Source organism: Shewanella sp. 1311 (genome assembly GCF_059338235.1).
The window spans coordinates 692,701-713,735 of sequence record NZ_CM181686.1 but is presented as its reverse complement, the minus strand read 5'-3'; the positions used below and the strand labels follow the sequence as shown (position 1 = coordinate 713,735).

Here is a 21,035-nt window from a genome sequence, read left to right as displayed (position 1 = left end):
GCTCTCCCCATTGGGTTCAAAAGAGGAAGCAAGGTATTTAAGCGATTGATGAAGTTTAGCCTGCGCGGCGACATTCTAGGTATTGCACCGATAAAGCGCAATCATTAAAGCCCAAGCTCGCCTATCTGTACGTTCACAGTTAGCGCAGGGATCAACTCTCAATTCATTCCATTTGTTACCCAAAGCTCGCCCGTCACATTGACCCAGTGACCGAGCGAAATAGGGGATTTGCCAAGTTCAGTATCAAAGGGGAGTGCAAGGTTTGATTGCGACAGGTAAATCGTATCTTCGGGTGTTTGGCTGATGTCGACGATTTGTCCTGAAGCCTCAAAGTGACAGTTGTTCAGTAGAAATGGTAGGCGTGGAGCTTGCTCAATGATGTCAACTTGAACACTTGCTAGTTGGCCGAGTAATTCAACCGTCACCCATTGGTTAACCGGAAAGCGCATTCTTGCCTGTTGAGCGCTGCCTTGGTAATAAAACCAAATCGGTGCGCCATTGTCGCATTTGCCTGCGACTTCACCTTCAACACCATTGCTACATGGTGTTAGCTCGAGTATATAGATCCGATACTGCATATAAAGTCCATTTCATTTCGATACAGACATGCTACCGAGGAACTGTGAATAAATAACTGCGACTAAATAACCGTTAAGCTATCAGTTTGATTTCTTATCACGGTAGGTGTGGTGTTTGAGGCGTGATTGTTGAGAAAGATAAGAGCCGTAAGAGAACACTAACAATGAGGTGGGCAAGGCAGGGTAAACATAGGAGTCGGTCAATTTAAAGAGAAAATAAGTGAGGCTGCGAATGTGCCTCACTTATTCTGTTGATTTTTCTCTTTCATCGCGTCTTAAGCACTAGCGATTCAGGCTAGCGATTTAGGCTATCAATTTAAATCAGTGACTTAGTTTATCAATTTCAATCAGTAATTTATCTCAGAGATTGAAATCTTGATTAACTTAGGTCGCCGCTTTCATGGCGCGAGTAAAATCGCCAAGTGTCGCCAGTAGCTTAGCTTCATCGTGCTGGTGGGTTTCGATGATCTTCACAACGGCAGAGCCAGAAATTGCCCCTGCAGCGCCTGCTTTGATTGCGGCGCTCACTTGAGCGGGTTCGGCAATGCCAAAGCCGAGTAGCGGTGGCGGCGCGTTAAAAGTTTTCAATTTGGATAGAATTTCTTCCACCGGAACGCCAGCTTTAGTGTCTGTGCCTGTCACCCCTGCGCGGGATAAGAGATAGGTGTAACCTTCGCCGCTGGCGCTAACCAGTGCAAGGGTTTCACTGTCGGCATTGGGCGGCGCGATAAAAATGGGTGCGATACCATGGGCTTTAGCGGCTTCGCTAAAGGGCGCCGATTCTTCCACGGGTACGTCGGCAATAAGCACTGAATCCACACCCGCTTGCTGCGCTTTGGCGTAAAACGCATCTATGCCATTAGCAAAAACTAAGTTCGCATACAGCAGCAAACCGATTGGCAGTTCAGGATATTTAGCACGCACTTGCGCCAGTAATTCAAAACACGCCGTTGGAGTCGTGCCCGCCGCTAAAGAACGCAGGTTAGCACCTTGGATCACAGGGCCATCGGCCAAGGGATCGGAAAACGGAAAGCCCAGTTCTAAGGCATCGGCACCGTTTTGCACTAAGGTATCGATAATTTTCAGCGATAACTCAGGGCTAGGATCGCCAAGGGTGACGAATGGGACAAAAGCGCCACGACCTTCGGCTTTGAGTTTGGCAAAGGTGGCTTGGTAACGGCCAGTGTTGGTAGACGTGTCACTCATGTTTATTATTCCTCTTTACCATTCAAAATGTCAGAAACGGTGAAAATATCTTTGTCGCCACGACCGGAGAGATTGACCACTAAAATGGTTTCCTTGGTGCACTCGCGCGCCATTTTCACGGCATAGGCGATAGCATGGGCCGATTCCAATGCAGGGATAATCCCTTCACAGCGCGCCAGCTGTTGGAAGGCTTCTAACGCTTCATCGTCGGTGGCGGATTCATAACGGGCTCGGCCAGTGGCATTAAGATGCGCGTGCTGCGGGCCAACGGATGGGAAGTCCAATCCAGCTGAAATTGAGTAGGATTCTTCGATTTGGCCTTCGCTATCTTGCATCAAAGGCGCTTTCATACCGAAGAAAATACCTGTCTTACCGTGTTTAAGCGGCGCGCCGTGCATTGGCGTATCGATGCCTTTACCTGCCGGTTCGACGCCAATCAGTTCGACACTTGGCTCGTCGATAAAGTCAGCAAACATGCCGATGGCGTTGGAACCGCCGCCCACACAGGCGATAACCGCATCAGGTAGGCGACCTTCGCGTTCCAGCATTTGCTTTTTGGTTTCTTCGCCAATAATGCGTTGGAACTCACGCACGATTGTTGGAAATGGATGTGGCCCCGCGGCCGTGCCGAGTAAATAGTGGGCTTTTTCGTAGCTGCCAGACCAGTCGCGCATCGCTTCGTTACAGGCATCTTTTAAGGTGGCAGAACCTGAGGTGACAGGAATGACTTCTGCGCCCATCAACCGCATTCTAAATACGTTCGGTGATTGGCGCGCAATGTCTTTTGCACCCATATAGACTTTACATTTTAAGCCTAATAGCGCGCAGGCAAGGGCGGTGGCAACGCCGTGTTGTCCAGCACCGGTTTCTGCAATAATTTCCTTTTTGCCCATTCGCTTAGCAAGCAGTGCTTGGCCTAACACTTGGTTAGTTTTATGGGCGCCACCGTGGAGTAAATCTTCCCGTTTAAGGTAGATTTTCACCATAGGATTGGGGCTTAAATTGCGGGTTAAGGTCAGTGCTGTAGGGCGACCCGCATAGTTTTTCAGTAAATCGGTAAATTCGGCTTTAAAGTCTTCATCTTCCTGCGCTTCCACAAAGGCAGTTTCTAATTGCTTAAGGGCTGGCACTAAAATCTGTGGCACATACATGCCGCCATATTCGCCGAAATAAGGGTTAAGCTTTAACTTTGACATACCTTTTTCCTTATCTTATCAATCAGTTTGTCAGTGGCTTCGATGGTGCTAACCGCGTCTTGGTGTTAAACGCGTTAACTGAGCCGTTATCTATTTAGCCACTGGCATTAATAGGTTCATATTGTTTGTTGAGCATCACGCTTGTCGAGCACCAACAGCATCTAGGGCTTCTTGCTTAGCGCGATAGGCTAGAGACGTAAATGGGTGAAAGCCGTTTGGATAAGTTGCGCCGATTTAATCCCTGCGGCGGTTTCTAGGCCAGAATTAAAATCTAAACCGTAAAATCCTTGGGCATTGGCACTGGCCGCATTGTCGGCGTTGAGTCCGCCCGCCAACATGGCATGGGCCTTTTGCTGGCCTAAGGACTTCACATCAATATTTTGCCAATTAAAGGCTTGGCCCGAGCCGCCAAATTGACCTGCCGTTTTACTATCAAAGAGATAACGCTGTGCTCCCTGAGGTATGTAACCAAGCTCACCCGTTTGCGCATCGACGCTGACGGCTTTCCAAATTTGGGTAGTGAGTCCCGCTTGCTCAAGTCGCTCGGCGAGCTGTGCGATTTCAAGTTCTGTTTCCGTGCCGTGCAGCTGTACGGCAGATAACTGCAAACTGGCGGCGATATCGGTAATAGTACTTGGCGCGGCATTAACAAACACGCCGACAAATTCAATGGCGGGGGCATCGGATGCGCGATACTCCCTGAGCAGTTGTTCTGCTGCATCAAGGGTTAAGGCGCGTGGGGATTTTTCAGCAAAAATCAGTCCGCCATAGACAGCACCTGCTGTTGCTGCGGCGCGAATATCTTCCACGCGGGTGAGGCCGCAGACTTTATTGTGACCGAAGATCAATTTACGGCAGGCCAAATCGATATCTGTCTCGGCCATAATCGAGCTGCCAACGAGGAAGCCATCAACCAGCGGACTTAGACGGCGCACTTGCTCATTGTTGTAAATGCCAGATTCGCTGATCACCACGCGGTCGCTGCCAATCTGTGGCGCCAGCGCTTCTGTGGTAGCGAGATCGGTACTCAAATCCCTTAAGTTACGGTTGTTGATGCCGATAATCGGCGCATCTAATGCGATGGCGCGCTTAAGTTCTTCTTCGTTACTGACTTCGGTCAGTACATCGAGTTGATACTTAGCCGCTTCTTTCGCTAGATGTTGATATTGTTCATCATCAAGCACGGACAGCATCAACAGAATCGCATCGGCGCCTTGGTGGGCGGCGAGTTTGATTTGGTATTCGTCCACAAAAAAATCTTTGCACAGAATTGGTTGGTTCACCCGAGCGCGCACCTTAGGGATATAGTCCATATCCCCTTGGAAAAATTGCTCGTCGGTTAATACCGAAATGCCCGCCGCATATTTACCGTAAATATCGGCAATGGCTTCTACATCAAACACATCGCGGATAAGCCCTTTGGACGGACTGGCTTTTTTGCATTCTAAAATGTAACCCGCCTTGGGTGCCTTGAGTGCGGAAAATAAACTGCGGTCAGAGATTTTTGGCGACAGACTGGCCTCAGGGAAACGCAGCTTCAGGGCGGCAATATGGGCCGCTTTGGTATCGACGATACGGGTTAACACATTACTTTTTGGCATAGCGTTTGTGGCTGCCTCTGGCTGAGTACGCAGGTCTTGAGTCATTGCTGTTGGAGTCACTTCTACTTGAGACATTTGCTTATCTTCCTCTTTCTTGACCGTTGACTAGGGCTTCACCGCTGACTTTTGCGAGCTGGCTTAATAATTCAAAGGCTTTGCCGCTTTGAATGGTAGCGAGCGCAAGTAAGGTTCCGGCTTTGACTGAATCAGTAATTCCACAGAGATATAAAGCACAACCGGCATTGATGGCGACCGCATTGGCGTGTGCTTCAGTGCCGCGACCTTTTAAAATTGCCTCGGTGATCAAGGCATTCTGCGCGGGTTCGCCACCTTCTAAGTCTGTTATCTGCGCTAAAGGCACGCCTAAATCGGCGGGCGTGAGTTGATACTCAACAATGTCGCCGTCATTTAACTCAGCAACTTGGGTGTTGCCGTGCAGCGCGACTTCATCTAAACCGCTGCCGTGCACTACCATAGCGCGTTTTGTGCCAAGCGCCTTTAATACTTTCGCTATCGGTAAGACTAACTCAGGGCTATACACGCCAAGTAACATAAATTCAGGTCGTGCGGGGTTAATTAGCGGCCCTAACACATTGAATAAGGTGCGCGTTTTCAGTGCTTGTCTTACGGGCACTGCATGTTTTACCCCGCCATGGTAGTGGGGCGCAAACAAAAAGCACAGATTCAATGCGTCGAGGCAACGACTGGCAGTCTCTGGCGACATAGTTAAGTCGATGCCAAATTGCGCCAAAAGATCCGATGAACCCGATTTACTCGACACGCTGCGATTGCCGTGTTTGGCGACCTTAGCGCCTGCCGCCGCGGCAACAAAGGCCGCAGTGGTGGAAATATTAATGGTATTAAAGCCATCGCCACCCGTGCCAACAATATCAACTATGCCATTATGAAGCGGATTCTTGTTTCGCTCAGGGCAAGGAAAAGGTTTGGCGGCGGCGCGCATGGCATCGGCGGCGCCGCTGATCTCATCAATGGTCTCGCCGCGCATTTTCAGCGCAACTAACATTCCTGCCATTGCGGCTTCACTCATTTCTCCGCGAATTAATGCGCCAAAGAGTTCGGCGGTTTGTTCGCGGCTTAAACTCTTACCTTGGTATAAAACGTCGAGTAAAGGCTGAATATGGTTGGTACTCATGCGGTTACTCCTGTTGTTATGTCTTGGGTAAGAAAGGCTAAGGTTTGAATGAGCAGTGTGCTGCCTAAGGTGGTGAGAATCGATTCAGGGTGGAACTGAAAGCCAACGGCTCTGTGCTCAGGGTGCAGAATTGCCATCGGCATAGCGTCAGTCGTTGCAATCACCTGCAAGCACTCAGGTACGTGAGTGGCAACGAGACTGTGATAACGGGCAACGGGCAGGGGAGAGGGCAAACCGGCAAATACGCCAGTGCCATCATGGAAAGTCGGGCTTGCCTTGCCGTGCACCACAAAAGGCGCGCGCGCCACTGTGCCGCCGTAATATTCCACCATAGCTTGATGCCCAAGGCAGATACCCAGCATAGGCACTTTACCGGCGACTTTGGCGATAAGCGCCATCATAGAGCCTGCCTCATGGGGCGCACCAGGACCAGGTGATAACACTAGGGCTGCTGGTTCTTGTTCGTTAAGCAGTTTTTCGGCGATAAAATCGGCGGCAACATCGTTGCGGTAAATCACCACTTCACAGCCTAGGCTGCGAAATTGATCCACTAAGTTGTAGGTAAAGGAGTCAAAGTTATCGAGTAGATAGAGTTTCATGTTTGGCTCCTATTTAGATGGTACTGAAGTGGATTGTACAAAAGCCGATTGAGCTGACGCGTCATTCGCTGGCGATTCATTGACTCGCAGTCCAGCGCCCATTTTGATGGCCGAAATCACGGCTTGAGCTTTTTGACGGGTTTCATCTGCCTCGCTTTGGGGATCTGAATCAAACACGACGCCCGCGCCCGCTTGAATAAAGGCGGTGCCATTTTTAACAAAGGCGGAGCGGATCACAATACAGGTGTCCATATCCCCAAGGGCATTAAGGTAACCGACAGCGCCGCCGTAGCTGCCGCGGCGGGCTTTTTCTGCTTGGCGAACCAGTTGTGATGCGCTTACTTTGGGGGCGCCAACTAAAGTACCCATATTCATACAAGCCTGATAAGCATGCAGCGCATCTAAATCTTGGCGCAGTTGACCCGTTACGCGACTGACGAGGTGCATCACGTGAGAATAACGGTCCACTTTCAATAATTCAGCGACTTTACGGCTGCCGCTTTGGCTGATGCGCGCGATATCGTTGCGAGCTAAATCGACCAACATTAAGTGTTCTGACAGTTCTTTTTTATCTAAACGCAGTTCAAGTTCAATGCGGCTGTCTAAGTCAAAATCAATCTCGCCCGTGGCGGTTTTGCCGCGTTTACGGGTGCCGGCAATCGGGTAGACTTCGACTTGATTACTGCTGGCTTCGTATTTGAGTGCGCTTTCGGGTGAGGCGCCAAAAAGGGTGAAATCTGGGCCCCTGAAATAAAACATGTAAGGGCTTGGGTTCGTTAGACGCAGGGCACGATAAGCTCCTAAGGTATTCGGGCAAGGCAAACTAAAGCTACGCGATGGCACCACTTGGAAAATATCGCCCGCAATGATGTGTTCTTTCAAATCGATAACGGTTTGTTTAAACACCTCATCGGAAATATTGACTTGCTCAGTTGCGTCGATGGCGACCAGTGTCGGCACATCGGCAGGTGAATTACCGAGGGTTTTACATTGTGTGCTTAACTGCTGCACTCGCTCGCTCAGCGTTGCGGTGATGGCGGCATACTGGGCTGAATCACGACTGAAATTATGGGTAATGATGTCGGCTTGTTTTAGTTTATGGTCAATAAGGATTAAGGTTTCAGCGAGGTAAAATAAGTAGTCTGGGCAATCATTATCGTGGTTCGGCACGGCTGGCAGCGGTTCGACGGTATCAATCAAGTCGTAGGCCAACACGCCACCTAAAAACAGATCCTCAAAGGCGGGTTTACTTTGGCTGTCATTATGAGTGCCACAATCAATTTGCTGGATAAACATCCGCAGGCCATCGAGTGGTGAAGTTGATTTTAAGCGTGCATCTTCATCCTGCAACTTAGTGTCTTTTTGCAGTGTGACCACTAAGGTCAAGTTATCTCTGGCGACATTGACAGCAGTACTGAAAAAGAGCGCGATGGGAGCAAGTAAGCTCGCGCCATTGTCGGTCAGTGCGGTAAAGGTCAGTTGATAACCGTCGCAGCGGATCATCATGGCGGCATGGGTCATCACCATGCTTTTTAAGTGATCTTTACTGTCGATTTCTGCCGACTCCAACAACATAGTATGGGGCGCATCTTGGGTAATGTGCTGATACAAGCGCAGTGGATCGCTGTGGTAGGTTAATGCCGCCTTGAATGTGCTTGAGCGTGCGAATGTCTGTTTGGGCATGTTCATACTCCAGCTACCTTATAAAATGTCTTTAACATCATGAGTTATCTCGCTTTCTTAATCTTGTTACCCGAGTCTGCCGACATTTTTCGCACCTAACAAAAAAAGCCCGCATTTCTGCGGGCTTCTTGTTGATTCTGGTCACTTTCAAATGAGCACAGAGCTTCACACCACCCGCTAAGTTGGGAAGTGCCACCACCAAATGATGTTTAATGAAGCGTTAATGTGTGTCATTCAAAAGGGTCTCGCTAATTCAGTAATTGGTGTATAGAAAACCTTAGCTGGGGTCGAATGTCAATTGAATATTTTTCATTTTCTGCGATTTATTCACTTTAATGACGCAGAAAATTTAAGTCACACAGCCACAAAATGCGAGATAACAGCGCATTTATTAACAAATTCACGTACAATAGCCCCATGAATACTCAAAGCATATTGGCTGATCTGCACAGCCACACGACCGCATCCGACGGTCAGTTAACTCCGTCTGAATTGGTGGCTAGAGCCCTTGAAAAGGGCGTGCAGTTATTTGCGATAACTGACCACGACACGGTAGCAGGTTTACCCGAAGCCCGTGCCTTTAATCTATCGCAAGCAGAACCATTGAAATTGATCTCTGGCGTAGAAATCTCTACTCGCTGGAACAGTTATGATATCCACATAGTTGCGCTTAACTTCGATGCGGATAATCCTGCGTTATTAGCATTTTTAGAAAATCAGCGTGAATTACGTGAATTACGCGCTCAAGAAATTGGCCATAGATTAGCCAAGGCCGGTATTGAAGGCGCTTACGAAGGTGCTAAGGCGTTGGCGGGTGAAGCGGCATTGAGCCGTGGACATTACGCCCGTTGGATGGCTGAAAATGGTCATGCTGTGGATATGCCGAGCGTATTTAAACGCTACCTTGCCCGCGGTAAAACCGGTTATGTCCCCAATAATTGGGGTGATATGGCCAGCGCCATCGATATCATCCATAACGCGGGTGGATTAGCTGTGTTGGCGCATCCCAGTGGTTATAAGTTATCGGCAAAGTGGCTTAAGCGCTTAGTGCGCGAATATAAAGAAGCGGGTGGAGATGCCATGGAAGTGGTACTTGGCCAGCAAACATTAGACGACAGGGCCAACCTTGTGGCCTTGAGCTTACAAAATCAATTGCTTGCATCGATAGGGAGTGATTTTCACTTTCCAAGTAATTGGATCGAATTAGGTAAAAATCTGTATCAGCCCCAAGGTATTGATTGGGTCTGGCAATCGGAATCTTGGATGGAACGACCATGAGTCAGTTTTTTTATGTACATGAAGTAAATCCGCAAGCTCGCCTTATCAGTCAAGCTGTTGCCGCCTTAAAAGCGGGCGGTGTGATTGTTTATCCCACCGATTCGGGCTATGCCTTAGGCTGCTTGATTGGTGAGAAAGACGCGATGACGCGGATGGCGAGAATTCGTCAAATCGAGAACGATCATAACTTTTCATTGATGTGCCGCGATTTATCTGAACTTGCGACCTACGCCAAAGTGGATAATCAGGCGTATCGCATCCTAAAAAGTTGCACGCCTGGGCCTTATACGTTCATTTTTAAAGCGACCAAAGAAGTGCCGCGTCGCTTACAAAATGATAAGAAAAAGACCATAGGTATTCGCGTGCCCGACAATGTGATCGCACTGGCGTTGCTTGAAGCCTTAGATGCGCCGCTGATGTCGACCAGTTTAGTGATGCCAAATGCAGAATTTGCCGAGTCTGATCCTGAACAAATTCGCGACTTGCTCGAGCATCAAGTGGATGTGATTATCCATGGCGGTTATTTAGGTGAAAAACCGACGACAGTGATTGATATGTCTGAAGATGGCGCCGAAATTTTGCGTGAAGGCGCGGGTGATATCACGCCTTTCCTCTAAATCCAGCGCAATAGATTTATCGCTAATGGATACGAGTGAGCGATGCGGCGAGTGGCTGTGCACATTTGGCAGTTTTATCGTCGCAGATTTACAGGTATAATCGCGCGTTTGGCGTTAGCCTAAGTTGGGTATCGCAGCGTTAACGGAGCAAGATAGCGGATGCAGGGCACGCAACAGAGTCTACCCTTAGCCGTTATTCGTGGTCAGGCAATGACCGAAATGCCGCTGGATTTGTTTATTCCGCCGGAGGCATTAGAAGTGTTCCTTGAGTCCTTTGAAGGGCCATTGGATTTGCTTTTATATTTGATCCGTAAGCAAAAATTAGACGTTGTCGATTTACCCATTCAGCAAATCACCGCGCAGTATTTAGAATATATTACGTTGCTGACTCAGGCTCGAATCGAACTTGCCGCCGATTACTTAGTGATGGCGGCAACGCTTGCCGAGATTAAATCCCGTTTGCTGCTGCCGCGTATGGTGGCTGAAGATGAGGTTGAGGAAGATCCTCGGGCGCAATTGATCCGTCAGTTGAAAGCCTATGAAGTGATTAAAGAAGCGTCGCAAAAACTCGATGATTTGCCGCGGCTCGAGCGGGATGTGTTTCAAGCCAAAGCAGTGGCAGCACCTGACATTAAGCCGTTAATGATCCCGCCAGAAGTCTCGTTGTTTGAAATTGCCCGCGCCTTTGGCGATGTGCTCAAACGTATCGATGCCAATGAAGATCATCACGTTAAGCGTGAACAGTTATCGACGCGTGAGCGCATGAGCCAGATTTTAGCCATGCTGAACTCGGAAGATTTTACGGCATTTGAACGTTTATTTACCGTAGCAGAAGGCCGTGCAGGCGTGGTCGTGACCTTCTTAGCATTGATGGAATTAGTCAAAGAATTATTGGTTGAATTGTACCAAACAGAACCGTTTTCAACTATTTACGTTAAGGCCTATTAATTGATGCAGATAAATCCGACTCAATTAAAACAGCTTATTGAAGCGAGTTTGTTTGTATTGGGGAAACCCTTGTCGGCGAAAATGTTGAAAGACACGGTATTGGTGGATTTCACGGTTTCCAGAGACAAAATAAAAGCTGCATTGGATGAGCTGCAGCAGGATTATCAAGACAGAGGTGTACAACTTGTGAAAGTCGCTGGAGGTTATCGCTTCCAGACCTTAGACGTCTTGAGTCCTTTTTTGCAGCCCCTGTGGCAAGAAAAGGCGCCTAAATATTCGCGTGCGACATTAGAAACCTTGGCGGTGATTGCTTATCGTCAACCTGTGACTCGCGGCGATATTGAACAGGTGCGCGGTGTGGCCATTAGTAGTCACATCATAAAAAGTTTGTCAGATAGACATTGGATTAAAGTAGTTGGCCATAAAGAAGTACCGGGGCGACCCGCGTTGTATGCCACTACCTTAGAATTTTTAGCATATTTTGGCTTAGACACCTTAGCGGATTTACCGCCGCTGTCGGATACTGAGTCATTGCAGGCGGTTTTTTCAAGTGTGAAATTAACGCCGGAACAGTCAGAAGAGCAAAATACTAATGAGTGAAAAATTGCAGAAAGTCTTGGCCCGTGCAGGCCATGGCTCCCGTCGTGAGATGGAGGCATGGATTGCTGCAGGCCGAGTTAGTATTGATGGTGAAATTGCTAGCCTTGGGGATCGGATTGAAGCCGATGCCAAAGTGCGTATCGATGGCAGAGCGATTTCGTTAAAGTCTGCCGAAGACGTGATCTGTCGAGTATTGGCATACCATAAACCCGAAGGCGAAATTTGTAGTCGTAAAGATCCTGAAGGCCGTCCAACGGTATTCGATCGCTTACCTAAAGTGCGTGACTCACGCTGGGTTGCGGTAGGTCGTTTAGACATCAACACCTCAGGTTTATTACTGTTTACCTCAGATGGTGAATTAGCGAACCGCTTAATGCATCCATCGAACGAAGTCGACCGCGAATACGCAGTGCGTACCTTCGGTGAAATCCCTGAAGCGACAGTGCAACGTTTACGTACCGGCGTGATGTTAGAAGACGGCCCTGCGCAGTTTGATAGCATCAAGCCAGCGGGCGGCGAAGGCATGAACCAGTGGTGGCATGTGTGTTTACGCGAAGGTCGTAACCGCGAAGTACGCCGTCTGTGGGAATCCCAAGAAGTGCAAGTGAGCCGTTTGATCCGTATCCGTTACGGTATGGTTGAATTGCCAAAATCACTGCCACGGGGTGGCTGGGTTGAATTGCCAATGGAGCAAGTTAACTACTTGCGTAAATTGGCAGGTTTAGAACCAGAAACCCGCACTATGCTTGCTGCCGATAAACACAGCGTAGCCCGTGCTCAGGTGAAGAGTGCTAAAATTCGCCGCGCCGTACGTAAGCATAAAGTAACCGGTTCGGGAAAACCTAAGCCATCGCGTCAGCGCAGCTAAGTTGTTTTATCCCAATGAAAAAGGCCGCTTAGCGGCCTTTTTGCTTTCTGTTATTTGCAGCTATGTTATAACAAGAGTCAGCTGGATTGAGGAGTGAATGGATGAAGCTAATTTCAGTGCGACGGATTTGGGAGCAAGCTGCCCATAATGCGTTTACCGATTTAATCGCGTTTCAGGAAGCACTTTTTTGTGTTTTCCGTGAAGGGACTGCCCATGTGTCACCCGATGGCGCTTTGCGTATTCTACGTTCAGTGGATGGCGGCGAGACGTGGCAGAGCGTGGCACTTATTCGTTCGGAAGAGGCTGATTTACGCGACGGTAAACTGATTGAATATCAAGGGGAATTGCTTTTACTCGGTGGCGGGACCTTACATGATAAGTCGGGTATACAATCACATCTTTGGCGCTCAGCCGATGGGCGAGTATGGTCGGATGCGCTAAAGATAGCTGATAAGGGCTATTGGTTATGGCGTTTAACCGAGCATCAAAATACGCTCTATGGTGTGGGCTATCGCCCAGGACCTGATGGTGACACTCGGTTGTATAAGAGTGATGATGGCGTGCGGTTCAAGACTTGGCTAAAGGTGTTTAATAATCAAGGTTATGTCAACGAAACAGCCATTGTTTTTGATCAAGACAGCGGCTTTTGTCTCTTGAGGCGCGATCCCGTTTGGGGCCCTGAATTTGTTGGTTTACTCGGTCACAGTCGCGCGCCATTCACCGATTGGCAATGGCAAGAACTCGATAAGCGCATTGGTGGGCCAGTGATGTTGATGTATCAATCCCGCCTGTTGGCTGTGGTGCGCTTATACGATGAACAAGTTCGAACGGCTTTAGTTGAAATTCATCCTGATACTGGCGTTGTTCAAGAACTACTGACACTGCCATCGAAGGGCGATACCAGTTATGCGGGCGTTGTGATTGACGGAAATGAGTTGTGGGTAAGTTATTACTCAAGCCATGAGTTAGCTGACTCACCGCTAGATACGCAGAATTTGCTTGATGAATCAAGCAGAGCCGCTAAAGCTAAAACGATGATTTATTTTGCAAAAATTCAGTTAAGTTAAGATTGGCGGTGCGGCGTTTTTATGCTTTTTATTGCCATTGATTAATACAGCGTTCCATCTTGTGAATATCTAAAATAATAAAGGGCCATCAATAGGCCCTTTATTATTGCTGAATCATATTGCCAAAAACCGATAAGCGATGTGATTACTGAGCGTTGAACTGCTGACCGTTCACTGCGCTTGCGTCTTGACCCATTAAATATAAATAGGTTGGCATGATCTCTTCTGCGGTTTTGAGATCCAGCGGATTTTCAGCAGGGTAGGCTTTAGCGCGCATTTCAGTGCGGGTTGCACCAGGATTGATACTGTTGACGCGAACCGAGGTGCCATCACACTCATGGGCGAGGACTTGCATCATGCCTTCAGTGGCAAACTTAGAGAAGGAATAAGGTCCCCAGTAGGCGCGGCCTTGACGACCCACACTGCTCGACGTGAAGATAATCGATGCACTGGGCGCTTGGCGCATCACAGGTAGTAATGCTTTAGTTAGCATAACTTGGGCCGTGACGTTCACTTTGAGTACGTCTTCGAGTGATGGAATATCTATGTGTTCAAACGGGCCTAGGGCACCGAGCAGGCTCGCGTTATGTAATAAGCCGTCTAAATGATCGAATTGCTCGGCTATGGTATCGGCCATATCGCGATAATTTTGCTCCGTCGCGCCCTTAAGATCTAATGGCACTATGGCAGGTTTTGGATAACCGGCTTGTTCGATGACATCGTAAACCGCTTCTAGTTTTTTCACTGTTTTACCGAGTAAAATCACAGTGGCGCCGTGCTTTGCAAACTCAATGGCAGCGGTGCGACCTATGCCTGCGCCAGCGCCTGTCACTAAAATTGTTTTGCCTTTGAGTAAATCTTTTGCTGCTTGATATTCCAACATGAGTCTCTTTTTCCTCTTGGCGAGAATGCCCGCCACTTCTAGAGTCGCCGAAGTGATAAACGCATGTTTCAAACAAATGAATGAAACTTTGTTATAAATAGCTAAAATGTTTGTGACAAACTTGTGGCTAACTCAATATTTTTACGTTAACTTGAAATGAGTTAGGGGCTAACATAAGCCCTATTGGTCACAGATTTAAAAGCTATTGTGACTAATTTCTTGGGGAAAACAAAACTATTACAACAAGATTTGGGGAAAAAAGATGAAAAGACTCATTTTGGGTGTTGCGATTGCATCTGCACTGGGCCTCACAGGATGTGGTGAGGACAGTTATAACGATCTCAAGGATAAGACAGAACCACTCGTCCCTGAATCGCACATGGTGTTCGACCCTGCTAATTCAAAAGTACCATTACCGAATGATTTGCTATTCAGTGGTACCAAGGATGGCACATTATCGATTCCGGGTGAAAGCTCTGGCAATTATGTTGATCCACAAATCGCGCTTGGGGCGTTAGATGGCTGGTCGACAATATCACCGATTTCCATTGATATTGATTTAGCGAAAAAACACGACGGCACACCGCTGACCTTAATGGCGGCATCGGTTGCACAACCTGGCGCAGTAAGAATGTTTGAGGCCACTGTCGGTGGTCCATTGTCTTCTGATGCTGAATGTACTGCTAAACCGTCAGTTTCAGCGTGTAAAGTCGGAGCAGAACTTCAGTTTGGCGTTGACTTTGTATCCACCGCATCAGGCAATAAAGTGGTGATCGTGCCGCTTAAGCCACTCAAAGCTGGGCAGTCGTATATTTATGCGACAACCAATCTTATTCAAGATTCTGAAGGTCGTGGCATTGCGCCTTCAACTACTTATGGTTTGTTGAAGCTGGACATCACGACATTGCCATTAGAAACACCCGATCAATTGATGCTGCAAACCTTAGTGAACAGCTATGAGAAAGGCATTGCTGCGGCCCATAATGTCGATCCTTCGACCATAAGCTACTCTGGGCTGTTTACGACTCAGTCTGTCGCTAACGTCTATGAAACGACTAAACTGCTGATGGCAAAGGGCGCGCCTTATGCCCCCAGCTTTACTCAGATGCCAACGCCTGCCGGTTATACTGTTGCACAAGCGGTGGGATTAACGGACTCAAATAGTGCTGCCTTTAAAGCCGCTGATTTAGCCGATGTGTATACCGCAAAAATCAAACTGCCGATTTACAGTGACTGTTCTTCGGTCAGTTGTTTATCCGCTGAAGGCAAACCATTAATTAATGGTCATTGGAAAGCACAAGGCGATAGCCCTGTATCTGTGTTATTAGCTTTGCAAGCGGGTACACTCAGCCAAAATAATTTTGGTATGCAAGCCGTGGCCAATGGGATTGCGAACCCCGCCGATGCGTTAGCTAATCCGTCTCTAATGGCGGGTAAAACTTGGTTGTTAGACGATGGTACAGCGGTAGATAAAACTAAGCATTTGACTAAGTTCAACCCAATTCCAGCGATTAAAGGATATGAAACCGTACCTGTACTGATTTCAATCCCTAATGCAGCTAAATTAGCAGCGCTGTACAATAATCCTGATCTAGCGACTGTGCCATTGGCGGGTTGGCCAACCACAATCGCACTGCACGGTTTAGGTGGCGGCAAAGAAATGTCACTGGCCTATGCGGGTTCGTATGCGGCCATGGGCGTTGCAACTATTGCTATCGATATGCCACTGCATGGGGCACGTTCATTCGATGCTAACGGCGATGGGGTTTATGAAGTCTCTGCGACCGATCCTTCTTTTGGGGCTGTAGTCGGTACACCTGATGCCTTTAAAAATGGTAATCCTTTGGTATTCGTGAATATCTCTAGCACTTTGTCGGTGCGTGATAACTTCCGTCAAGCGACGATGGATCATCTAGGTGTTCGATTTGCACTAAATAAATTAGCTACCGATTTAGCTAAGGAGAATGAAGCACAAGTATTTGACGTGTCTAAAATCAGTGCTCAAGGTCTGAGTTTAGGCGCCATTGTCGGCACCGATTTTGCGACCTATGCCAGCACCGGCATGAAGAACCCTGCAACGGGTGATGCCTTGCCAAATGCGTATGGCATCAATGCCGTATCCTTAGCCGCCCCAGCGGGGGGATTAGCAGGAACATTTGCGGGTTCAGCAACCTTTGGTCCAGTGCTGTTTAGCAATATCAAGGCATCTGCGACTTTCCAAGCGCTGGTCGATAAGGCTAATACAGCAGGGTATGAGGTGGGGAGTCCTGAATATGCGGCACTGGTGCAGGCAGTATATGCCCAGTTTATTCCAACGTTTGCCTTTGCGGTTCAAACGGCTGTGGATTCTGCGGATCCAATTAACCATGCCGCTACGTTAAAAGCGACGGGTCTACCTGTTCATTTAATTGAAATAGCCGGTGATGGCAACGGTAACTTACCTGATCAAGTGTTACCGAACCGTGTAGATAACTTCCCATTATCGGGCACTGAGCCGCTGATCTCTGCTATTGGCCTACCTTGTGTCGATAGTACGAGTAAAGGTCATGGCGTTGTGCGTTTCTCTAAAGGTCACCATAGTTCGATTGTGAGCCCAAGTGAAACGGACGCTACAGATGGTATGGCTGCCGCTGCTACCGTTGAAATGCAGACTCAAGTAGCAACCTATGCTGCGACTGCAGGTAAAGATGATGCGACGATTTTAGTGACAAACAGCGATGTCATTGCGACTTGTCCTAACTAATCTGCGCTTAATCGGAAAAACCCAGCGAATGCTGGGTTTTTTTATGGGCCTTTAGGCTGTTAGAATAGCGCGCAATTGACTGATTGATGTAACGCCCTAACGGAGAGCACTTTGGAATTTTTATACGAGTATGGAATGTTTTTGGCGAAAGCCGTCACGATAGTGGTCGCAATCGTTGCGGTTATTATTGTGGTGTTGGCTTCCACTGTTAAACATAAGTCAGATAAGGGCGAGCTGAGGATCACTAACCTGTCTGAAGAGTTAGAAGAACTGAAGCATGGCTTAAAAGAAGAACTCCTTTCAAAGAAGCAATTCAAAGCCTATGAAAAGCAATTAAAGGCTGAAGAAAAGGCGAAAGACAAAGCTGCTGATGATACTAGCACGGGCAAAGTGTTCGTGATCGATTTCAAGGGCAGTATCGATGCTGCTGAGGTTGCGTCACTGCGTGAAGAAATCAATGCCATTTTAGCTATCGCGGAAAAAGGCGATGAAGTGGTTGTTAATGTCGAAAGTGGTGGCGGTATGGTGCATGGCTATGGTTTAGCCTCTAGCCAGCTTGACCGTTTACGCCAAGCCGAAATTCCGCTAACAGTCTGCGTTGATAAAGTGGCTGCCAGTGGCGGTTATATGATGGCCTGTGTTGCGAATAAAATTTATGCGGCGCCTTTTGCAATTGTTGGTTCAATTGGTGTTGTCGCTCAACTGCCGAACTTTAATCGTTTGCTGAAAAAGCATGAAATCGATTATGAGCAACATACGGCCGGTAATTTTAAACGCACTTTGACAGTGTTTGGTGAAAACTCCGATGAGGGAAGACAGAAGTTTCAAGAAGAACTCGAAGAAACCCACGTCTTATTCAAAGCGTTTGTCGGTAAATATCGCCCTGAGTTGGATTTAGTGAAAGTGGCTACTGGCGAGCATTGGTACGGCCAGCAAGCCATTGAATTAGGGTTAGTTGATGCGATTTCGACCAGTGATGATGTGATTATGTCACTTGCCGCAGAGCGCACTGTGTATAAGATGCGTTATCAGGTGAGAAAGAAACTTGCCGATAAAATTGCCCATGGCGCCTCTTTATCTGTGAATGCCATTTTTAATCGTCTTATCGAGAAAAACCGTCCAATGTAACGGAATCTAGTGTGAATACTTTTTGAGTATTCACACTTTTTTGTTTGGCTTAACGCCCCAAGCTGCGTATCTATTGCAGATTTTTTTGGCTTTTATATTATCCCCCCTCAATTTAAAATCATTAACTCACTATTGCTATCAGCTTGTTAAGCACATTAATAAAACGTCATGCAGCAAATGCGTAAATCCATTGCGAATGAAAAATCCCTATGTTAAAAATCCCGTCGATAAAGTGGTGTTAAAAATTAAACTAAAGTTAATTAATTTTTAATGCTGTTTCAATGTTGACGTTAAATAACCTTAGCTGAATCAGTCTTAGGTGCTGGAGATTAACATGGGGAGACGAGTGCGGGTGTTTATTAGCCTTATAATATTCACTGTCTCATTACTCTTGCTTTATAATTTAGAGCAAGAATATCAATTAAGTGACATTATTAAAGAGGTTAAAGGTTTTTCATTTGTTGAGTTGTTATGTGCAGCGCTGCTAACCGTGGGTAGTTACTCTTTATTAACCTTGTACGATTTTATTGCCGTTCGAAATGTCGACAAGGAGATACCTTATCGTAAAATAGTCCCTATTTCTTTTTTAGGTTTTACCTTCTCCAATACTATTGGGTTCTCTCTGTTAACGGGGACGTCGATAAGATATAAGTTTTATTCCGAACTTGGATTAAGTGGTAATAAAATCACTCAAATAGTCATTTCATGTTCAGTGACATTCTTCCTCGGACTCTTTTTTATTTGTGGTATTGCACTGGTATGCTTTCCCTCTGAAAAATTATCAGCCTTACCTTTGCCAACATGGCTATTTCCATTAACGACAGTAATCGGTATTGGCATGCTGCTCAGTGTATTGGGCTATTTACTGATGAGTGTGCTACGAAAAAAGCCATTTAACTTTCGTGGCTTTGAAATTACGCCACCTCTGTTATCTGTATCTTTAAGACAGTTGTTGGTGTCTTCACTTGATTGGATTGTCGTAGGAACCTTGTTTTATAGCTTACTGCCCGCGGTAGAAAATTTGGGCTATATACAGGTCTTAAGTATTTTCTTTGTTGCGAATGCGCTTGGTGTGCTTGCCCATGTGCCGGGTGGTATTGGGGTGTTCGAGTCCGTCGTGACTGTGGCCTTATCGCAATATTTACCGGTTGAGCAAATCCTCGGCGCCATTATTGTCTATCGGATCATTTATTACATTATTCCATTTTTAATCTCTTTGGCATACTTTGTTATTACGATCGCGCTGTCAAATAAAGATAAAATTGTAAAATTAAATACTCGAATTGCATTTATCCGCCAACTGTTACCACCGCTACTGAGTATCAGTGTATTTAGCTCAGGTTTATTATTACTCTTGTCAGTGGTTAACCCTTCTATTATTCATAAGTATCACTGGTTAGGTGAGTTAGTACCGCTGCCGATCATCGAAATATCGAGCATCATTTTGAGTGTGAGTGGTGTCTTGCTATTGTTGTTATCCCATGGATTATTTAAACGCTACCATAATGCCTTTGAATTAACGAAAAAACTGCTGTTGGTGGGCATGTTATTTATTATGCTTAAGGGCGCGGAATGGGAAATATCACTCGCGATAGGATTAGTGTACGCATTGATGTTGCCATGTGAGAATTTGTTTTATCGGAAGGGTTCAGTCGTTGGGATTAAATACTCTTTGGGTTGGCTGTTATCACTTTCTGCTGCCTTGTTCTTGATGATTTGGGTATTATTTTTCTCCTATCAAGATGTTGATTATGATCATTCACTCTGGTTTACCTTCTCCCCCGATAGCCATGTATCGCGAGCATTGCGAGGAGGAGCGATTGCTATCTTTATCGTGCTTACCTTTGCCGTGCGCTATTTTTCGTCTCGTACTCAGCTTAAATCACCACAACTGGACACGCCTTCATTAAAACAGGCGATGGAGATTGTCACGCAGTCGCCGAGCAGTCATGGCTATTTAGCCTTAGTGCAAGATAAATCAATCCTATTTAATGAGGATAAAGACGCCTTTCTTATGTATGCAAGGGCTGGACATTGCTGGGTGGTAATGGGCGATCCAATTGGTAATCAACATAAATTTGATGATTTATTGTGGCAGTTTAGGGAGTTATGCGATGCCTACGACGGTTGGCCGGTGTTTTATCAAGTGACGCAAAAATACCTGCCGAGCTTTTTAGAGCAAGGATTAGGTTTATATAAGCTAGGCGAGGAGGCAATTGTTCAGCTTGACCAATTTGACTTATCGTCGAGTCGCTATCGGAGTTTGCGCCAGAGTCATGCCAAGGCGCAGCGTGAAGGCTTAAGTTTTGCTGTGATTGAGGCGAGCCAAGTGAGGGCCATACTGCCGCAATTAGAAGCCATATCATTGACTTGGTTAAAGGCGAAGCAAGGGCGCGAAAAGGGGTTTTCTGTCGGCTATTTCTCTGCCGCTTATCTGTGCTCGACACCTATGGCATTAGTGTATGCAAACGGTGAGCTCGTGGCGTTTTCAAATATTTGGGCGAGTGCTGCTCAGGTTGAATTTTCTGTCGATCTGATGCGTTACGAGCCTAAATTATCGAGCAGTAATATCATGGATTTTCTGTTTACTGAACTATTGCTATGGGGAAAACAGCAAGGCTATCAGAGGTTTAATCTCGGGATGGCGCCTATGTCAGGCTTGACCGACAGAGCGTTAGTGCCATTTTGGACTAAGCTAGCGAAGGTTGTGTATAAGAAGGGTAATAAGTTTTATAACTTTCAAGGACTTAGAAGGTACAAGGATAAATTTAATCCAACGTGGGAGGCCAAGTATTTGATTTGTTGTGGCGGATTATCTCTGCCAATTGTAGTGGGCAGTTTAGTGACATTAACGAGTCGTGGTGCAACCGGTGTATTTAAAAAGTAG

At 47.0% G+C, this 21,035-nt stretch carries 17 protein-coding genes; 9 read left to right on the top strand and 8 right to left on the bottom strand.

All coding sequences use genetic code 11. From position 1 onward, the window contains the following. Nucleotides 1–158: 158 nt before the first annotated feature. The 7 genes from AC5YB3_RS03220 to AC5YB3_RS03190 form a co-directional block, all read right to left on the bottom strand. Nucleotides 159–578: a glycerate kinase gene (locus AC5YB3_RS03220; RefSeq protein WP_494526550.1), complete on the bottom strand. Its 420-nt coding sequence runs from the start codon at nucleotides 576–578 to the stop codon at nucleotides 159–161. Nucleotides 579–962: 384 nt separating this feature from the next. Next, nucleotides 963–1,784, bottom strand: coding sequence for a tryptophan synthase subunit alpha (gene trpA, locus AC5YB3_RS03215; RefSeq protein ID WP_342897893.1), 822 nt, complete (start codon nucleotides 1,782–1,784; stop codon nucleotides 963–965). A gap of 5 nt (nucleotides 1,785–1,789) precedes the next feature. Continuing rightward, nucleotides 1,790–2,980 (bottom strand): tryptophan synthase subunit beta, encoded by a 1,191-nt coding sequence (gene trpB, locus AC5YB3_RS03210; RefSeq protein WP_219251498.1) that lies wholly within the window; start codon nucleotides 2,978–2,980, stop codon nucleotides 1,790–1,792. Nucleotides 2,981–3,168: 188 nt separating this feature from the next. After that, nucleotides 3,169–4,656, bottom strand: a complete 1,488-nt coding sequence (trpCF, locus tag AC5YB3_RS03205) for a bifunctional indole-3-glycerol-phosphate synthase TrpC/phosphoribosylanthranilate isomerase TrpF (RefSeq protein ID WP_494526549.1) — start codon at nucleotides 4,654–4,656, stop codon at nucleotides 3,169–3,171. Between the two features lie 4 nt (nucleotides 4,657–4,660). Next, the gene (trpD, locus tag AC5YB3_RS03200; protein WP_494526548.1) at nucleotides 4,661–5,734 is read right to left on the bottom strand and encodes an anthranilate phosphoribosyltransferase; all 1,074 of its coding nucleotides are present in this window, start codon (nucleotides 5,732–5,734) and stop codon (nucleotides 4,661–4,663) included. Then, entirely contained in the window at nucleotides 5,731–6,333 is a 603-nt protein-coding gene (locus tag AC5YB3_RS03195) for an aminodeoxychorismate/anthranilate synthase component II (RefSeq protein ID WP_494526547.1), read from the bottom strand. The genes trpD and AC5YB3_RS03195 overlap by 4 nt, the downstream gene beginning before the upstream one ends. 9 nt (nucleotides 6,334–6,342) lie before the next feature. After that, entirely contained in the window at nucleotides 6,343–8,016 is a 1,674-nt protein-coding gene (locus AC5YB3_RS03190) for an anthranilate synthase component 1 (RefSeq protein ID WP_494526546.1), read from the bottom strand. Between the two features lie 417 nt (nucleotides 8,017–8,433). Here AC5YB3_RS03190 and rnm point away from each other — a divergent pair, with 417 nt between their 5' ends. The 6 genes from rnm (at nucleotide 8,434) to AC5YB3_RS03160 (ending at nucleotide 13,394) form a co-directional block, all read left to right on the top strand. Further along, nucleotides 8,434–9,294: an RNase RNM gene (gene rnm / locus AC5YB3_RS03185; protein ID WP_014358016.1), complete on the top strand. Its 861-nt coding sequence runs from the start codon at nucleotides 8,434–8,436 to the stop codon at nucleotides 9,292–9,294. Next, nucleotides 9,291–9,911, top strand: a complete 621-nt coding sequence (locus AC5YB3_RS03180; RefSeq protein ID WP_011788944.1) for an L-threonylcarbamoyladenylate synthase — start codon at nucleotides 9,291–9,293, stop codon at nucleotides 9,909–9,911. The genes rnm and AC5YB3_RS03180 overlap by 4 nt, the downstream gene beginning before the upstream one ends. 159 nt (nucleotides 9,912–10,070) lie before the next feature. Then, nucleotides 10,071–10,859: a segregation and condensation protein A gene (locus tag AC5YB3_RS03175; protein ID WP_011847143.1), complete on the top strand. Its 789-nt coding sequence runs from the start codon at nucleotides 10,071–10,073 to the stop codon at nucleotides 10,857–10,859. Between the two features lie 3 nt (nucleotides 10,860–10,862). Further along, nucleotides 10,863–11,459, top strand: a complete 597-nt coding sequence (scpB, locus tag AC5YB3_RS03170) for an SMC-Scp complex subunit ScpB (protein ID WP_011847142.1) — start codon at nucleotides 10,863–10,865, stop codon at nucleotides 11,457–11,459. Further along, nucleotides 11,452–12,327: a 23S rRNA pseudouridine(2605) synthase RluB gene (gene rluB / locus AC5YB3_RS03165; protein WP_011847141.1), complete on the top strand. Its 876-nt coding sequence runs from the start codon at nucleotides 11,452–11,454 to the stop codon at nucleotides 12,325–12,327. The genes scpB and rluB overlap by 8 nt, the downstream gene beginning before the upstream one ends. Before the next feature lie 101 nt (nucleotides 12,328–12,428). Further along, on the top strand, nucleotides 12,429–13,394 hold the full coding sequence (locus AC5YB3_RS03160; RefSeq protein ID WP_312000050.1) for an exo-alpha-sialidase: 966 nt from the start codon (nucleotides 12,429–12,431) through the stop codon (nucleotides 13,392–13,394). A 145-nt stretch (nucleotides 13,395–13,539) separates the two neighbouring features. Here the strand turns inward: AC5YB3_RS03160 and AC5YB3_RS03155 are convergent, their stop codons facing one another. Further along, the gene (locus AC5YB3_RS03155) at nucleotides 13,540–14,277 is read right to left on the bottom strand and encodes a YciK family oxidoreductase (RefSeq protein ID WP_312000049.1); all 738 of its coding nucleotides are present in this window, start codon (nucleotides 14,275–14,277) and stop codon (nucleotides 13,540–13,542) included. Between the two features lie 262 nt (nucleotides 14,278–14,539). Here AC5YB3_RS03155 and AC5YB3_RS03150 point away from each other — a divergent pair, with 262 nt between their 5' ends. The 3 genes from AC5YB3_RS03150 to mprF all read left to right on the top strand — a co-directional run bounded on the left by AC5YB3_RS03150 (nucleotide 14,540) and on the right by mprF (nucleotide 21,035). After that, nucleotides 14,540–17,020, top strand: coding sequence for a VolA/Pla-1 family phospholipase (locus AC5YB3_RS03150; RefSeq protein ID WP_494526545.1), 2,481 nt, complete (start codon nucleotides 14,540–14,542; stop codon nucleotides 17,018–17,020). A gap of 111 nt (nucleotides 17,021–17,131) precedes the next feature. Further along, the gene (sohB, locus tag AC5YB3_RS03145) at nucleotides 17,132–18,148 is read left to right on the top strand and encodes a protease SohB (RefSeq protein ID WP_494526544.1); all 1,017 of its coding nucleotides are present in this window, start codon (nucleotides 17,132–17,134) and stop codon (nucleotides 18,146–18,148) included. A 334-nt stretch (nucleotides 18,149–18,482) separates the two neighbouring features. Next, nucleotides 18,483–21,035 (top strand): bifunctional lysylphosphatidylglycerol flippase/synthetase MprF, encoded by a 2,553-nt coding sequence (gene mprF, locus AC5YB3_RS03140; protein WP_494526543.1) that lies wholly within the window; start codon nucleotides 18,483–18,485, stop codon nucleotides 21,033–21,035.

What these genes read in the sequence shown, in the direction of transcription:
- AC5YB3_RS03220 (WP_494526550.1), bottom strand. Translation starts at nt 578, where the DNA reads ATGCAGTATCGGATCTATATACTCGAGCTAACACCATGTAGCAATGGT.
- trpA (WP_342897893.1), bottom strand. Translation starts at nt 1,784, where the DNA reads ATGAGTGACACGTCTACCAACACTGGCCGTTACCAAGCCACCTTTGCC.
- trpB (WP_219251498.1), bottom strand. Translation starts at nt 2,980, where the DNA reads ATGTCAAAGTTAAAGCTTAACCCTTATTTCGGCGAATATGGCGGCATG.
- trpCF (WP_494526549.1), bottom strand. Translation starts at nt 4,656, where the DNA reads ATGTCTCAAGTAGAAGTGACTCCAACAGCAATGACTCAAGACCTGCGT.
- trpD (WP_494526548.1), bottom strand. Translation starts at nt 5,734, where the DNA reads ATGAGTACCAACCATATTCAGCCTTTACTCGACGTTTTATACCAAGGT.
- AC5YB3_RS03195 (WP_494526547.1), bottom strand. Translation starts at nt 6,333, where the DNA reads ATGAAACTCTATCTACTCGATAACTTTGACTCCTTTACCTACAACTTA.
- AC5YB3_RS03190 (WP_494526546.1), bottom strand. Translation starts at nt 8,016, where the DNA reads ATGCCCAAACAGACATTCGCACGCTCAAGCACATTCAAGGCGGCATTA.
- rnm (WP_014358016.1), top strand. Translation starts at nt 8,434, where the DNA reads ATGAATACTCAAAGCATATTGGCTGATCTGCACAGCCACACGACCGCA.
- AC5YB3_RS03180 (WP_011788944.1), top strand. Translation starts at nt 9,291, where the DNA reads ATGAGTCAGTTTTTTTATGTACATGAAGTAAATCCGCAAGCTCGCCTT.
- AC5YB3_RS03175 (WP_011847143.1), top strand. Translation starts at nt 10,071, where the DNA reads ATGCAGGGCACGCAACAGAGTCTACCCTTAGCCGTTATTCGTGGTCAG.
- scpB (WP_011847142.1), top strand. Translation starts at nt 10,863, where the DNA reads ATGCAGATAAATCCGACTCAATTAAAACAGCTTATTGAAGCGAGTTTG.
- rluB (WP_011847141.1), top strand. Translation starts at nt 11,452, where the DNA reads ATGAGTGAAAAATTGCAGAAAGTCTTGGCCCGTGCAGGCCATGGCTCC.
- AC5YB3_RS03160 (WP_312000050.1), top strand. Translation starts at nt 12,429, where the DNA reads ATGAAGCTAATTTCAGTGCGACGGATTTGGGAGCAAGCTGCCCATAAT.
- AC5YB3_RS03155 (WP_312000049.1), bottom strand. Translation starts at nt 14,277, where the DNA reads ATGTTGGAATATCAAGCAGCAAAAGATTTACTCAAAGGCAAAACAATT.
- AC5YB3_RS03150 (WP_494526545.1), top strand. Translation starts at nt 14,540, where the DNA reads ATGAAAAGACTCATTTTGGGTGTTGCGATTGCATCTGCACTGGGCCTC.
- mprF (WP_494526543.1), top strand. Translation starts at nt 18,483, where the DNA reads ATGGGGAGACGAGTGCGGGTGTTTATTAGCCTTATAATATTCACTGTC.